The organism is Alkaliphilus oremlandii OhILAs (assembly GCF_000018325.1).
In the GTDB taxonomy this organism is placed as follows: Bacteria; Bacillota; Clostridia; order Peptostreptococcales; family Natronincolaceae; genus Alkaliphilus_B; species Alkaliphilus_B oremlandii.
Map to the genome: position 1 here is coordinate 1,600,481 of NC_009922.1, position 16,020 is coordinate 1,616,500.

Consider the following 16,020-nt stretch of genomic DNA (forward strand, 5'->3'; position numbering starts at 1 on the left):
TAATATATACTTAATATTTAGTATTTATAGCTATTTAAATGAAGAGGAGGAAGTAAGGAATGGCGAACGGAATTTTAATCGTTGATGATGCAGCATTTATGAGAATGATGATAAAGGATGTACTTACTAAAAATGGATTTGAGGTATTGGGTGAGGCTGAAAATGGAGCAAAGGCAATTGAAAAATATAAGGAATTACAGCCAAATCTAACCATTATGGATATTACAATGCCGGAAATGGATGGGATACAGGCAGTAAAAGAAATTAAGAAGTTAGACTCAAATGCTAAAATAATAATGTGCTCTGCTATGGGACAACAAGCAATGGTAATTGAGGCTATTCAAGCAGGAGCAAAAGATTTTATTGTGAAGCCTTTCCAAGCGGATCGTGTTATAGAAGCTGTTAAAAAAGTTTTAGGATAACATGGATAGCGTTATAAGTGGCCTTTTATTAATTTTAATAACAACATTGATTATTGTTTTTGCCTATTATATAACAAATATAGTAGGCAAAAAAACTAAAAAGCTAATGGATGGGCGATACACACAGGTTTTAGAAAGAACGATGATTGGATTAAATACTAATATTACCATATTGAAAATAAATAAAAAGATTTATATTGTAGCAATGCAAGGAAAAACAATAGAGGTTTTAGATAGGATTGATGAATCCCTATGGGATTTTAAAGCTGAGAAAGAGGATGGCTTTATAAATATCTCTGAAGATATAACGAGCTATTTAAAGAAAAGGTTCTCAAAGAAATCCTAATGGTTTGTATTTAATAAAAGAATGTAGCTGGAATGGTAGTGAATATAATGAAGAATTCAAATGGAAAATTAATACAAATTTTACTTGATGGCAATAAATATATTCGTATGGCATGCTTCATCATTATTTGTTTTATCGTACTTGGGTCAAATCAAGCATTTGCACAGCCCAATATTACTGTGCCAAACTTACAACTGAGTATTGATGGGGCTAGCAGCCCAGAGGAAACTGTGAATTCATTGCAGCTCTTGAGTCTATTGACCATATTATCATTAGCGCCGGCTATTTTAATTATGGTCACAAGCTTTACTAGAATTATCATCGTATTATCTTTTCTGAGAAATGCACTTGCAACACAGCAAACACCTCCAACCCAAGTACTGATAGGATTGGCTTTGTTTTTAACCTTTTTTATCATGGCACCTGTAGCTTCTGAAATAAATCAAAATGCGCTGCAACCTTTTTTAAACCAAGAAATTACTCAGCAGCAGGCAGTAGAAGAAGCGATGGACCCTTTAAGAGAGTTTATGTTTAGACAAACCAGAGAAAAGGATTTGGCTTTATTTATAGAAGCAAGTAACTCTGAAGTATCAGAGAATTTTCAAGTGGAAGATATCAAAACGACTACTTTGATTCCTGCTTTTATAATCAGTGAGTTAAAGACAGCGTTTCAAATGGGATTCGTTTTATTTATACCGTTCATAGTATTGGATATGGTAGTTGCTAGCGTTCTAATGTCTATGGGTATGATGATGTTACCCCCTGCAATGATTTCACTGCCATTTAAGCTCATGCTATTTGTAATGGTAGATGGATGGAACGTTTTAATTAAATCGTTATTATTAAGCTTTAAATAGGGGTGACGAAATGAGTGAATCGATGGTTATTGAATTAGGACAACAGGCTATGTTTACTATTTTACTGTTATCAGCGCCCACATTGCTGATTGGTTTGATAGTAGGCTTAGCTGTTAGTATTTTTCAGGCAACAACCCAAATTCAAGAAGCTACCTTGGCTTTTATTCCTAAAATTGTTGCTATTTTAGGTTCTTTAGTTGTTTTTGGACCATGGCTTTTATCCATGATGATTAATTTTACATTAAAATTATTTACAAATATGAACAATTTTATTCAATAAAGAGTGATAAACATGGCAGATAATGTAATCGGGTTTATATTAATAAATTTTCAGTTGTTTCTGTTAATACTTACGAGATTAACAGGATTATTCGTGATATCCCCTATATTTAGTAGAGCTAATGTTCCTATGACGATGAAAATAGGTTTAGCTGTCACTTTGTCTCTAATATTGCTTCCACTGAGTATCCATAATGTGAACTTAGATATTAATAATATTAGAGCACTCATATTTTTTTCTACTACAGAATTTTTAATAGGGATTATTATTGGTTTTATATCTTTTATCTACTTTTCAGTTGTATATCTAGCTGGTACAGTGATTGATATTCAAATGGGTTTTGGAATGGTTAATATTATGGATCCACAGACGAACGCGCAAATGCCAATAATGAGTGGTTTATATAGTATTCTTATTTCCTTAGTATTTTTAACTGTAAATGGTCACCATATGCTCATACAAAGCATTATTCATAGTTATGAAGTATTACCGATAGGATTTCAGATATCCATAAACCAAAATATAATAACACATCTTACTCATATGTTACTAGAGACGTTTGCTCTTTCGCTTCAATTAAGTGCACCTATTTTAATTTCAATTTTTCTAGTGAATGTCATCCTTGGTATTTTGGCACGCACCATGCCTCAGATGAATATTTTCATGGTAGGAATGCCACTTAAAATTTTTATTGGTATTATTATAGTTTTTTTATCTTTGAGCTTTTTTATATCTTATTCTGAAGTAGTATTTGATAAGATGTTTAGAGCGATCTATGAATTTATGAAAATTTTATCTTGAGGATGATCCTATGGATTTTAGAATTAACTTACAGCTTTTTTCTGAGGAAAAAACAGAGCAAGCAACTCCCAAGAAAATAAAAGATGCCAGAGAAAAAGGAAATGTTCTTCAGAGCAAAGAGGTGAATTCTGCCTTAATTCTCTTGGCAATATTTATAATTATAAATGCCTTTGCAACTTTTATAGGCGTATCTTTATTAAATATGACTAGGGCGGTGTATACCGAGTTTTTATCGGCAAATATTGCATTTTCAGTTAAAAACCTTCAAATATTGTCTATTAAATTGATGATTTATTTCTTTATTGCAGTGGGTCCAATCGCCTTGACGAGTCTAGTGGTTGGATTAATTTCAAGCTATGCTCAGGTAGGCGTACTCCTTACTAGTAAGCCTCTAATGTTTGATTTAAATAAAATAAATCCCATTGAAGGATTTAAGAAAATGTTTTCAATGAGATCAGTAGTAGAACTTCTAAAAGCATTTATTCGGTTAGGCGTGATTGGGTATATCTCTTATGACTACGTAAAGGGACAAGTGGGGGTCATTTTAGAGACCACTGGAATGGATATTTCCTCCATACTAAAAGCAATTATGAGCATGACCGTAGATATTGGTATCAAAGCAGGCATCGCTTTAATTGCCCTTGCCGTACTGGATTATTATTATCAACGGTATGAGTATAACAAAAATTTAAAGATGTCTAAGCAAGAAATTAAAGAAGAATACAAACAAACCGAAGGAAATCCTCAAATCAAGTCTAAAATAAAAGAAAAACAGCGGCAAATGGCAATGAGACGAATGATGCAGGATGTTCCAAGTGCAGATGTTATTATTACGAATCCAACACACTTTGCTATTGGGATTAAGTACGATCTCAATGAATTTGATGCACCTAAAGTAATAGCAAAAGGACAAGATCTTATCGCACAAAATATTAAAAAAATTGCTTTAGAAAATAATGTTACCGTTGTAGAAAATAAACCGTTGGCTAGAGCGCTATATGATAGCGTAGAAGTTGGGCAATTTGTTCCTCCTGATTTGTACCAAGCTGTCGCTGAGGTACTGGCCTATGTTTATCGTATTAATAACAGGATTGAATAGGGGTGAGCATATGAAATTTGGAGATATTATTGTTACCTTGGCAATATTAGGTATTATTGTAATCATTATTGTGCCAATACCATTGGCGGGTGTTGACCTTTTGCTTAGCTTTAACATTGCTCTGTCATTGTTGATTCTAGTTAAATCGATTTATACGGAAGAAGCATTGGAATTTTCAATTTTTCCTTCACTTTTATTAATTATGACTTTGTTTAGATTGGCTATGAATATCACCACGACACGGTATATTTTGTCTACAGGTTCTGCGGGAGAATTAATTAATACTTTTGGTAAATTTGTAATGCAAGGCAATGCTATTATTGGATTTATTATATTTTTAATAATAACTGTCGTGCAATTTATGGTTATTACAAAAGGTTCTGAAAGGGTTTCTGAAGTTGCGGCAAGATTCACGCTGGACGCTATGCCAGGAAAGCAAATGGCTATTGATGCAGATCTTAATGCGGGTCTAATTAATGATTTAGAGGCTAAAGAAAGAAGAAAAAAGGTTCAAAGAGAATCCGACTTCTACGGTGCAATGGATGGAGCCAGTAAGTTTGTAAAAGGGGATTCTATTGCAGGAATTATTATATCTATTATTAACATTATTGCTGGTTTTGTATTGGGGATGGTTACTCAAGGCTTAAGCTTTACAGAAGCCCTTTCTAAATACACGATTTTAACAGTAGGGGATGGTCTCGTTAGTCAAATCCCTGCACTTTTAATATCTACAGCAACTGGTATTTTGGTAACTAGGGCAGCTTCTGAAGGTAATTTAGGAAATGATTTAATAAATCAGTTATTTAATAGCCATAAGACGATGTTTATTATTTCTGGAGTATCTGTAGTATTTGCATTGGCAGGTTTACCGAGAATACCATTTATTATCTTAGCGATGGGATTCTTTTACTTAGGTAATAAAATGAAAAAGAAATCAGCGAAGGAAGAAATTGATATTATTCCAGATGAAATTGCAGAAACCGCTGATGAAAAAAGAAAACCAGAAAATGTTCTTCCGTTACTTAATGTAGATCCAATAGAACTAGAGTTTGGATATGGTATTATACCACTTGCAGATACCAGTCAAGGAGGAGACCTTTTTGATCGACTGGTCATGATTCGAAGACAATGTGCTTTAGAACTTGGGATTATAGTTCCCATGTTCAGACTAAGAGATAATATACAATTGGAGCCGAACCACTATGTAATTAAGATTAAAGGTGTAGAAATTACATCGGGAGAGATTATGTTTGATCATTATTTAGCTATGAATCCAGGAATGGCAGAAGGTGAGTTAGAAGGTATTGATACTGTGGAACCAGCTTTTGGATTACCAGCAAAGTGGATCAATGAACAAGAAAGAGAAAAAGCAGAAATTTTCGGTTATACAGTAGTAGACCCACCTTCTATCATTGCTACCCATTTAACTGAGGTTGTAAAGAAACACGCATATGAGCTATTAGGCAGACAGGATGTTAAGAAGCTGATTGATAATGTTAAAGAGAGCCACCCTGCATTGGTAGAAGAATTAATTCCATCGCAAATGGCTTTAGGGGAGATTCAAAAGGTTCTTTGTAATTTATTAAAAGAAGGAGTCTCTATTCGAGATATGGTTACAATTCTTGAAACCCTTGCAGACTATTCTAATATGACCAGAGATACAGATATGTTAACGGAATACGTTCGACAATCATTGAGTAGATCTATTACGAAACAATTTATATCGCATCAACCAGCAAAAGTAATTACTTTGGATCAACAGCTTGAACAAAAAATTATGGAGTCCATTCAGCAAACTGAAAGAGGAACCTATATCGCTATGGAACCTGACTTGACACAATCAATTTTAAATAATCTCTCCTATCAACTACAGAAGTTAATTAATCTAGGGGAGCAACCGATTATTATAACGGCTCCCATCGTTCGATTATATTTAAAGCGGTTAACAGAACAGCTGACATCCGATTTAATTGTGTTGTCCTACAATGAAGTAGATCCATCTGTTGAAATTCAATCCGTAGGGATGGTGAGGATTTAGATGAAGGTTAAAAAATTTTACGGTGTAGATAATTATGATGTCATATCAAAAGTAAAAAATGAACTCGGTACAGATGCCGTAATTCTGCACCAGCGAAAAGTTAAACAAAAAGGTGTTTTGGGAATTTTTAAAAAGCCTATGATAGAAGTTGTAGCAGCGATAGAAGATGAAGTTGCTACAACTAGCTTTAAATCCAAAAATAGTGCTACAGATTCTAAAGAAAATTTTAATCATTTGTTTTCAGATACTCCTACGGTAAATAAAAAATTTACCACAACGGATACATTGAATCGAATCAACACGACTAAATCGACAGAACTAGATGGGATACAACCAGTTGGTTCAAAAACTGATAGCGATTTAAAAAAAGAAATCGATGACATTAAAAACTTATTAGGTACAGTTGTTCATCAAATGCAACATATTCATACACAAAATTCTACGGACCAAGTAAGTAATCCATATCATTCCTATCTATATAATATGATGCTGGAAAATGAAATGGATGAAGAGTTGATTAAAGAAATCTTAAGTAATGGCAATTTTGAAGAAGTAAATGCATTGGAAATAGAAAACAAAGAGACCTTAAGAGAAATTCTACTACAACTTGTACCAGAATCCATTAACAATAAAGCAGACTTTAAATCCAAGGTCGTGTTTTTTGTGGGGTCGACTGGTGTAGGAAAAACAACCACGATTGCAAAAATTGCAGCAAACTATAGTTTAGAAAAAGGACTTAAAGTAGGTTTAATCAGTGCCGATACTTATCGAATTGCTGCTGTAGCACAACTAAAGATTTATAGCGATATTCTAAATATACCTTTAGAAGTAATTTATTCTCCAGAGGAAATCCATGGAGCCATTAAAAGACTTGAAAATAGAGATGTTATACTGATTGATACGGCAGGAAGAAGTCATAAGAACAATGAACATGTGGAAGAACTGTCTAAATTATTAAAAGAAATCCATGAAAAAGAGGTTTGTTTAGTAGTAAGTGCAACAACAAAAAATAGTGACTTAAGAGATATTCTTCATACATACAACTTTATTGATGATTATAAAATTATATTTACAAAATTAGATGAAGTAAGCACTTACGGTTCTATCTTAAACATTGCCATGAAAAACCCACAATCTATTTCTTATGTAACCACAGGACAAAGTGTTCCTGATGATATTGAGACCATAACATCAAATACAATTTTAAACATGTTACTGAGGGAGATTTAATATGGATCAAGCGGCTAAATTACGCGAACTAATCAAAAATAGACGAAATTTTCCTTTAGAGATTGAGGTTGGCAATGAAGAAAGTAGCAGTAATGATACCAAAGTTATATGTGTTACCAGCGGAAAAGGTGGCGTTGGTAAGAGTAATTTTACAATCAACTTAGGCATGGAACTTATTCAGTTAGGAAAACGAGTTTTGATTATAGATGCTGATCTTGGATTAGCCAATATTGATGTGATTCTCGGAACGGTTCCTAAATACACCTTATTGGACATTATTCATGGCAATCGATCCATAGAGGAGGTCATAGCCACCGGTCCCAATGGAATACAGCTTATTTCTGGTGGTTCTGGAGTTCTAGAATTAGTCGATATGCCCTCGGATACCATTCATCAGTTAATTGAAAAATTTGCTTTAATTAATACTTATGCAGATATTATCCTAATTGATACAGGTGCTGGCTTATCTAGCTCTGTAATATCCTTTGTACTAGCTGCTCAGGATATCATTATTGTGACTACCCCTGAACCAACATCCATAACGGATGCCTATGCTATGATAAAAACTATAAATTTGCAAGAAAAAAATAAAAAATTAAAGGTAATCGTCAATAGAGTGGAGAATATAGCAGAAGGAGATAGTACTTTTGAAAAACTAAATAACGCTTCCAATCGGTTTTTATCATTGAACTTACAATCTTTAGGATATGTTTTTGATGATAGTAACGTTAGTAGGTCTGTAAAAAGACAGAGTCCATTTACTTTGGAGTATCCTAATAGTACAGCGAGTAAAAATATTCGACAAATCGCAGCAAAACTTTTAAATGATATTTACCACTTAGATACGAATGAGCCTAATAATTTAGAGGGTTTTTTCAAAAAATTAGTAAAATTTTTCAAATAGGGGGTTCCTATGAATATATTTTCAGAGCTTAAAATTGGAGATAAAATGAGTCTAGATATAACACAAAAGTATATTAATCAAGATGTAAGTAGTATGCTGACTACGCAGCTTATTGATATGGATGATTATTATTTATATATTTCACCTCCTGCTTATAAGGGGAAAAAGTTTTCTCTTATGGAGGGGCAATTGGTTAATTTATTTTTTTATCGAAAAAGTGGAGTGTATTCCTTTGAAGCAAAAGTGGTAAAAAAGATTAACGAGGAGCTTGTCACTTTTGTACTTGAGCCAACAAGCAGTATAGAGAGGATTCAAAGAAGAAACTACTATAGGTTACCTATCGTTCTACCTTGTGTATTAAAAAAGCAAGAAAATGATAAAGTTGTTGAGTATAGCTGTGTCAGTAAGGATTTAAGCGGTGGAGGAATTAAATTAATCTGTAAGCAGGAGATTAATCTAGATGAAAACATCGTTGTTACTATTAAAATACATGAAGAACAAATGATTGCTATAAAAGGTAAGGTAATTCGCGTAGTTAAGGGATTTGAAGATAACAGCTATGAAATAAGTGTTGAATTTAAAAATGTTGAGGGTAATCACTTAGATCAAATCATTGCTTTTATTTTTGAAAAACAAAGACTAATGAGGAAAAAAGGACTGATGTAGAATGGGTTTTAATAAAAAAGTTAGAGTACTTCTCGTAGATGATTCAGCCTTTATGCGAAAAATACTGACCGATATAGTGAACAGTACAGATACAATAGAAGTAATTGGTGTTGCTAAAAATGGGGCAGAAGCAATCAACCAGGTTCGTTCTTTAAATCCTGATGTTGTCACCATGGATATTGAAATGCCTATATTAAATGGCATAGAAGCGTTAAAAAGAATTATGAAAGATCAGCCTGTACCTGTTATTATGTTAAGTAGCTTAACGTCGGACGGAGCAGATACCACTTTAACTTGTTTAGATATTGGTGCTGTAGATTTCATTCAAAAACCTTCCAGCGTTTTTAGAATCAATATTGATGAATTAAAGGAAGAACTCATAAGTAAAATTACCACTGCTTCAAGAATAGACGTGAAGTTTAAAAATAAATCGATTCAAAAAAAAGACTCTAAGACTAGTTATTCTTCCAATAAATTACATTTCAGCAAGGATAGAAATAAACATAACTTGATCGTTATCGGAACTTCTACTGGAGGACCAAGGGCTTTACAAAGTGTCATTCCATTACTACCTGAAGATTTGCCTGCTAGTATTTTAATTGTCCAACATATGCCACCAGGATTTACGAAATCCTTAGCAGATCGATTAAATACAATGTCAAGTATTACTGTAAAGGAAGCTGAAGATGGCGAAAAAATTTTACCTGGCCATGCGTATATTGCTCCAGGAAGTTTCCATTTGAAGATTAAAGAGAAACAGAGTCATGATATCTTTCTACAACTAACGAAAGAGGATCCTGTTTCTGGACATCGACCTTCCGTAGATGCTCTCTTTGAGTCTGTATCAAAGCATGTTCATAAAAATATTATTGCTGTGGTTATGACTGGAATGGGTTCCGACGGTTCACGAGGGGTAAAAAAATTAAAAGATAATACTGAGTGCTACGTGATTGCTCAAGATGAAGCCAGCAGTATAGTTTATGGTATGCCAAGAAGTGCAGTGAATACAGGTACTGTAGATGATATTGTTCCTTTAAATGAAATTGCAAACTATATATTAAGAAAGTTGGGAGTGTAAGTGCTATGGATATGAATCAATATCTAGAAATCTTTATAGAAGAGTCGAAAGAACATTTGCAGGAAATGAATTCAAGTTTACTATATCTAGAAGGTAACCCTGAAGATATTAATGTGTTAAATGAAATCTTTAGAGTAGCTCATACATTAAAAGGGATGTCCGCAACCATGGGATATAACAATATAGCACATTTAACCCATGAAATGGAAAACGTTTTGGATTTTATTAGAAAAGGAAATATGAAGGTTACATCCGATGTGACTGATGTACTGTTTGAGTGTTTTGATAAACTTGAAAGTTACGTTATGAGTGTTGAGACTAACAATAATGAAGGTAATGATTCTTCTATAGAGCTTGTTGAAAAATTAAAGGCTCTAAAAAATGGTGAGGTATCTGAAGGCGAAGAAGACCCGGTTACAATTGACTCTACTGATCCTATGATCAATCATGGACAAAACTTAAATATACAATTAAACGAGTATGTAAACAATGTAGTTTTAACTGCGATCAAGGATGATCTTAACGTTCATTTGGTCAAAATAACACTGGATGAAAGCTGTATGTTGAAATCTGCAAGAGCCTATATCATTATTACCACCCTTGAGAAATTTGCAGACTTAGTTCATTCAAACCCTAGCATTGAAGAGATCGAAGATGAAAAGTTTGGCACATCTTTTGAATTTGTATTAATAACAAAGCATGATGCAAACTTTATCAAAGGTGAATTAAGCACTATATCTGAGGTTGCAAATATAGAAATTAATCCGATTGGTAAGGAAAATATAGAAACTACAGATCGTGTGAGCGAGGTTCCTGAAGAAAGCAAACCAATTCTAAATACGCTTGAAAATAATAGAAACGTAGAATCACTGGATGTGGCTAAAAACAAAGAAAGTGAAGATACAAAAAACAAAAAGACAAAAACGGCTAAAACAGTTCGAGTGGATATAGATCGATTAGATAATTTAATGAATTTAGTCAGTGAATTGATTATTATTAAAACAAGACTAGAGGATTCTGGAGAGAATCGAACAAAACAAAACTCAAATGAAGCAATTGAATACCTTGAAAGAATTACAACAAATTTACATGATGCAGTAATGAAAGTAAGAATGGTTCCAATAGAAAGAGTTTTTAATCGTTTTCCGAGGATGGTAAGAGATTTATCGAAGGATTTAGGTAAAGACATCAACCTCATCATGTCTGGGGAAGAAACAGAAGTTGACCGTACAGTTATCGATGAGATTGGAGATCCTCTAATTCACTTAATCCGTAATTCCATTGATCATGGAATAGAATCCATAGAAAAAAGAATTGAATTAGGAAAGCAAAGAACTGGAACAGTTAAACTTTCTGCATATCCTGATGGTAATACTGTAGTCATCGAAGTAGAAGATGATGGTAGCGGAATTAATGTGGAAAAGGTAAAAGAGAAGGCCCTCAGTAGAGATCTGATTAGCTATCAAGAATCTCAGTTGATGGATAATAAGGACATTGTACAGTTATTATTTGCACCAGGATTTAGCACAGCAGAGCAAATAACAGATATATCTGGACGTGGTGTTGGATTAGACGTAGTTAAAACAAAAATTGAGGCTTTAGGTGGTGTTGTAGAAGCAGACACTACACTAGGAAAGGGAACAAAGTTTATCATCCGCTTACCGCTTACATTGGCTATCATCCAAGCGTTGTTAGTTGTTGTGGGAGATGAGAAATATGCGATTCCACTGAATTCGATAAAAGAGATTACAACCATAGAAAAAAATAAAATTAGAAAAGTTCAGAAGAAGGAAGTTGTTTTGTATAGAGATTCTACGCTGCCAATATTAAGACTTTCTGAGCTGCTGAACGTTCCAGCTTCTACTAACAGTTCAGCTGAAGAAGAAGAAGAAGATTTAACTGTAGTCATTGTTAAAAAAGGAGATAGAGATGCTGGAATCATTGTAGATCGGTTAATAGGCCAGCAAGAAATTGTAATTAAATCTTTAGGAAAATATCTTTCTACAATAAAATCTATAGCAGGGGCTACAATTTTGGGTAATGGATCTGTAGCACTTATCGTAGATACGAATTCATTTTTTTAATATTTTTAGCAATTGACTATTAGTGAGAGGTGAATAGCATGAGTTCTGTAAATCAATATGTTGTGTTTAAATTAAATAATGAAAGCTATGGTCTACTTATAGAATATGTGGAAACCATTGAAAAATTAACTGAAATAACTAGGGTGCCAGGTACGGCGGATTACATAAGTGGGGTCATTAATCTGAGAGGTGACGTAGTTCCTGTAGTGGATCTTCGAAAAAGATTCCATCTGGAAAACAATCGGGACTTTGAAGACAATCGAATTATCGTTCTAGCCTTTGATGAAATGAAGGTTGGAATTCTTGTGGATTCTTGCTCAGAAGTTGTTAATTTGGATAATAATCAAATTGATGAAGTTTATGATTTAATCAATTCTTTTGAGGAAGGGTATATTCAAGGGATTGGTAAGTTTAATGAAAGAATGATTATTATCGTAGATATTCCTAAACTATTGATCAACAGCGTAAACGGTTAAGGAGGAATTGTTTTGAATATATCGATAGAAGATTTAAACAACCTGCATCTGGATGCATTGAGGGAGATTGGGAATATCGGCGCAGGTAACGCTGCAACAGCTTTAGCTGGAATGATCAATAAAAAAATAGATATGAGTGTCCCATCCGTGCGAATATTAGATTTTAATGATGTGTGTGCAGTTTTAGGTGGAGAAGAAAATGTTGTTTCAGGGGTATACTTTGAAATTGAAGGCGATATGGAAGGCAATATTATGTTTTTGCTGGATCTAAAATCGGCTAAAATTCTAACGAATATTTTAATGGGGAGGGAAGATGAAACGGACATACTAGACGATATGGATCGATCTGCGCTGCAGGAAATCGGGAATATCTTATCAGGAGCATATATCTCCTCTCTTTCATCTTTAACCAATTTAAATATTAAAATATCCATACCGTCCCTATGTATTGATATGGCCGGGGCTATCATCAGTGTGCCTGCAATCCAATTTGGATATATAGGAGATAAGGTTTTGTTTATAGAAACAGTATTACACGATGGTGGCGACAAAGTAAAAGGTAATTTTTTTCTTATCCCAGAAACTAAGTCTTTCGAAACTCTATTAAAAAGTCTAGGGGTGTATATCTAAATGCAGATGATTACTAAAGTAGGGATGGCTGATATGAATATAACGAAAGATCCTGGCGTTATAACCACACTTGGACTAGGCTCCTGTGTTGGTATCGTCCTATACGATCAGGCTGTGAAAGTGGCTGGTTTAGTTCATATTATGTTACCCAATAGTAAACAAATCAAAAATAATGAGAATAAAGCTAAATTTGCAGATACGGGGATAGAGTTATTATTACAAAAAATGATAGAGCAGGGCTGCAGCAAATCTAGAATCATCGCTAAGATCGCAGGTGGAAGTCAAATGTTCTCATTTCAAACAAATAATGATGTGATGAAAATTGGTGAACGAAATGTAGTGGCTACGAAAGAAATTTTACAGCAATTGAAAATACCTTTACTTGCACAGGATACAGGAGGGAATTACGGAAGAACAATTGAATTCAATTCAAATAACGGTAAACTACTTATAAAGACGATAGGCCATGGCGTACATGAAATTTAAACAGATAGCACGAACTATTCATATGGCCAGGAGGTTTAAACATGGAAGATATAAAAACTCTATGGCATAATTACAAAAATAATAATGATTCTCAGGCGAAGGCATTACTGATAGAAGAATACATAAGATTAGTAAAATTTATTGCTGGGAGATTATATATATCTTATGGCTCTAATATTGAATATGATGATTTGGTTAGTTATGGTATTTTTGGACTAATAGATGCAATTGAAAAATTTGATTTGAATAAACAGGTGAAATTTGAAACCTATGCACAAATACGCATAAGAGGAGCCATTATTGATAGCTTACGAAGCTTGGATTGGGTACCTAGGTCTATTCGGCAAAAGTCAAAGAAAATTGAAGAAGCGTATAGCAGCTTAGAAAACAAACTGGGTCGTTCAGCTACAGATGTAGAAGTATCTGAAGCGTTGGATATTTCGGTAAAAGAGCTACAGGAGATACTTCTAAATACAGCTTCATTTAATGTAATTTCCTTAGAAGAGGTTATTTTTGAGGTGGGTTTAATAGGAAATACAGCAGAAGAACAATTAACTGAGGATTTAATTTGTAGGCGTGAAACTTACAATAATCTGAAAGATACTATAGTACAACTACCTGAAAGAGAAAGACAGGTTATTTCATTATATTACTATAATAATTTAACTTATAAAGAGATTGGAAAGGTTTTAGATATATCTGAGTCTAGAGTATCACAGCTTCATTCTAAAGCGATTTCGAGACTGAAATCTAAATTAACTTCGAATAGTCCTAATTAAAGGGGTGGAATTATGACAATTTATAATAACTATATTATTGCTGAGGGAGAATCCTACGATGCAGCTTTAAAATATGGTCTAGAGCAACTGAATCTTAAACAAGAACAAGTTCAAATCGAGGTTCTAGAAGAAAAAAAGAGCTTTCTATTCAAACGAGGGTTTATTAAACTAAAAATAACCCCTATTCAAAGTGATTCTTTAGGAGAACCCAAATCAAATATAGGGGATCCAGTGGTAAAACGAAATAATTTCGCCTTAAATTATCTTCCAGATGGAGTTTATTTGAATATTATAGACAACTCACAAATTGACATTAAAGATATTATTGATTTTTTAATACTTAAAAAGGTTACCAACTACGAATATGATAAGATCGCTCTATGTGTAGAAGGTAAAAAAATAGGGATGGAAAAAATAGCACCGTATCAAGAAGAAAATTTTATTGACAGTATGCTAGAAATCAGGGTTTCTGATGACAAGCTTGAAGCCAGCATATTATTATCAGAGCCATTGGGTGGGAAATATTTATCGGTTGATGAGATCATAGAGGGACTCACTCAAAAAGGGATAACGTATGGTATTGATGAAGAAAAAATTCATGAAATATGTACGCATCATATTTTTAACAAATGGATTACCATTGCACAGGGCAAAAAAGCAGTCCATGGCAAAAATGCAAGTGTCATCTATTTATTTGAGGAAGAAAAGGAATCTACAACTTCAGTAATTACGGATGAAGGTAGAATTGATTATAAAAACTTAAACAATATACGAAATGTAAATGAGGGTTCACTTTTATTAGAAATCATACCAGCTACCGAAGGAACCAACGGGATGACTGTATATGGAAAAGAAATCCCTTCATCCAAAGGAAAAGATATCGCTATAAAAAAAGGAAAAAATATCTATGAAAGCGAAGATGGTTTAAAGATATTTGCATCGAAAGATGGCGAAGTTCATTTTGTAGATGGAAGAATATACGTTGACGAAGTTAAAAATATCGACGGAAATATAGATAATGAAACTGGGAATATCCAATTCAATGGGAAAGTTAACATCAAAGGCAATGTAAAATCTGGATTTAAAGTAGAAGCTGAAGGAGATATAGAAATCTTTGGCGTAGTGGAAAGTGCCCATCTAATATCCAATGGAAATATCATTATACATAGAGGTGTGCAAGGAAATAATCAGGCTTACATTTACTGTAAAGGGAGTCTACATGTAAAATATCTCGAAAATGCTAATGTTGTTTCTGGAGAAGACATTACGGCAGATGCTATATTGCATAGCAATGTAACGACAAAAGGAAAAGTTGTAGTTCAAGGCAAAAAGGGACTAATTGCGGGTGGTGATATCAAAGCAGGCAAGGAAGTCCGGGCGAATATCATTGGCTCTCATATGGGAACTTTAACAAAAATTGAAGTTGGAATTAATCCCGACGAAAAATCTCGTTTTGAATCCCTAAAATCAGAGTTTATGGAAATTGAAAAAAATATGGAGAACTCACAAAAAGCTGTGGAACTATTGCAGAAAATGGCAAGAAAGCAAGAATTAAATTCTGGAAAGCAAGAACTATTAGTAAAGTCCTTAAAAACATACAATGTACTAAAAACAAAGTATTCAGATATGGCAAAAGAGTTGACGGAGATGTCAGAAAGATTCAAAGAATCTAACAACGGAAAGGTCCATGCGGCTAAAGTGGTTTATCAGGGAGTAAAAATAATCATTGGTAATGTTTCAAGACAAATCTATGATGAATTAGCTACATGTACATTTTATATCAAAGATGGTGAAGTTACATTTGGACCCTATGAAAAGTAAATTTGTTACTGTGATATTTACTC

At 33.6% G+C, this 16,020-nt stretch carries 17 protein-coding genes; all 17 read left to right on the forward strand.

The annotated features are described in order from the left end of the window. The first annotated feature begins 59 nt into the window (after positions 1–59). From CLOS_RS07695 to CLOS_RS07775, 17 genes are read left to right on the forward strand one after another with little or no spacing between them, the layout of a single operon-like run. Entirely contained in the window at positions 60–422 is a 363-nt protein-coding gene (locus tag CLOS_RS07695; RefSeq protein ID WP_012159350.1) for a response regulator, read from the forward strand. Position 423: 1 nt separating this feature from the next. Next, a complete protein-coding gene (locus CLOS_RS07700; protein ID WP_012159351.1) occupies positions 424–768 on the forward strand; it encodes a flagellar biosynthetic protein FliO in 345 nt (114 codons plus the stop codon). Between the two features lie 47 nt (positions 769–815). After that, the gene (gene fliP, locus CLOS_RS07705; protein WP_012159352.1) at positions 816–1,625 is read left to right on the forward strand and encodes a flagellar type III secretion system pore protein FliP; all 810 of its coding nucleotides are present in this window, start codon (positions 816–818) and stop codon (positions 1,623–1,625) included. A 10-nt stretch (positions 1,626–1,635) separates the two neighbouring features. Next, entirely contained in the window at positions 1,636–1,905 is a 270-nt protein-coding gene (gene fliQ / locus CLOS_RS07710) for a flagellar biosynthesis protein FliQ (protein ID WP_012159353.1), read from the forward strand. 12 nt (positions 1,906–1,917) lie between these two features. Further along, positions 1,918–2,706, forward strand: a complete 789-nt coding sequence (gene fliR, locus CLOS_RS07715) for a flagellar biosynthetic protein FliR (RefSeq protein WP_012159354.1) — start codon at positions 1,918–1,920, stop codon at positions 2,704–2,706. A gap of 10 nt (positions 2,707–2,716) precedes the next feature. Then, a complete protein-coding gene (gene flhB / locus CLOS_RS07720; protein ID WP_012159355.1) occupies positions 2,717–3,805 on the forward strand; it encodes a flagellar biosynthesis protein FlhB in 1,089 nt (362 codons plus the stop codon). Between the two features lie 10 nt (positions 3,806–3,815). Beyond that, positions 3,816–5,843 carry a flagellar biosynthesis protein FlhA gene (gene flhA, locus CLOS_RS07725; protein ID WP_012159356.1) on the forward strand — a complete coding sequence of 676 codons (2,028 nt, stop codon included), beginning with the start codon at positions 3,816–3,818 and terminating at the stop codon, positions 5,841–5,843. Next, entirely contained in the window at positions 5,844–7,073 is a 1,230-nt protein-coding gene (gene flhF, locus CLOS_RS07730) for a flagellar biosynthesis protein FlhF (RefSeq protein WP_012159357.1), read from the forward strand. A gap of 1 nt (position 7,074) precedes the next feature. Beyond that, positions 7,075–7,977 carry a MinD/ParA family protein gene (locus tag CLOS_RS07735; protein WP_012159358.1) on the forward strand — a complete coding sequence of 301 codons (903 nt, stop codon included), beginning with the start codon at positions 7,075–7,077 and terminating at the stop codon, positions 7,975–7,977. A 9-nt stretch (positions 7,978–7,986) separates the two neighbouring features. After that, positions 7,987–8,643 carry a flagellar brake protein gene (locus CLOS_RS07740; protein ID WP_012159359.1) on the forward strand — a complete coding sequence of 219 codons (657 nt, stop codon included), beginning with the start codon at positions 7,987–7,989 and terminating at the stop codon, positions 8,641–8,643. A 1-nt stretch (position 8,644) separates the two neighbouring features. Then, the gene (locus tag CLOS_RS07745) at positions 8,645–9,721 is read left to right on the forward strand and encodes a protein-glutamate methylesterase/protein-glutamine glutaminase (RefSeq protein WP_012159360.1); all 1,077 of its coding nucleotides are present in this window, start codon (positions 8,645–8,647) and stop codon (positions 9,719–9,721) included. A 5-nt stretch (positions 9,722–9,726) separates the two neighbouring features. Beyond that, the gene (locus CLOS_RS07750) at positions 9,727–11,805 is read left to right on the forward strand and encodes a chemotaxis protein CheA (RefSeq protein WP_012159361.1); all 2,079 of its coding nucleotides are present in this window, start codon (positions 9,727–9,729) and stop codon (positions 11,803–11,805) included. Between the two features lie 38 nt (positions 11,806–11,843). After that, positions 11,844–12,281 (forward strand): chemotaxis protein CheW, encoded by a 438-nt coding sequence (locus CLOS_RS07755; RefSeq protein ID WP_012159362.1) that lies wholly within the window; start codon positions 11,844–11,846, stop codon positions 12,279–12,281. A 12-nt stretch (positions 12,282–12,293) separates the two neighbouring features. Continuing rightward, a complete protein-coding gene (locus CLOS_RS07760) occupies positions 12,294–12,911 on the forward strand; it encodes a chemotaxis protein CheC (RefSeq protein WP_012159363.1) in 618 nt (205 codons plus the stop codon). Then, complete coding sequence (locus CLOS_RS07765) at positions 12,912–13,397, forward strand: chemotaxis protein CheD (RefSeq protein ID WP_012159364.1); 486 nt, start codon at positions 12,912–12,914, stop codon at positions 13,395–13,397. A 41-nt stretch (positions 13,398–13,438) separates the two neighbouring features. Beyond that, complete coding sequence (locus CLOS_RS07770; protein WP_012159365.1) at positions 13,439–14,176, forward strand: FliA/WhiG family RNA polymerase sigma factor; 738 nt, start codon at positions 13,439–13,441, stop codon at positions 14,174–14,176. Between the two features lie 12 nt (positions 14,177–14,188). Next, on the forward strand, positions 14,189–15,997 hold the full coding sequence (locus tag CLOS_RS07775) for a FapA family protein (protein ID WP_012159366.1): 1,809 nt from the start codon (positions 14,189–14,191) through the stop codon (positions 15,995–15,997). Positions 15,998–16,020: the final 23 nt, after the last annotated feature.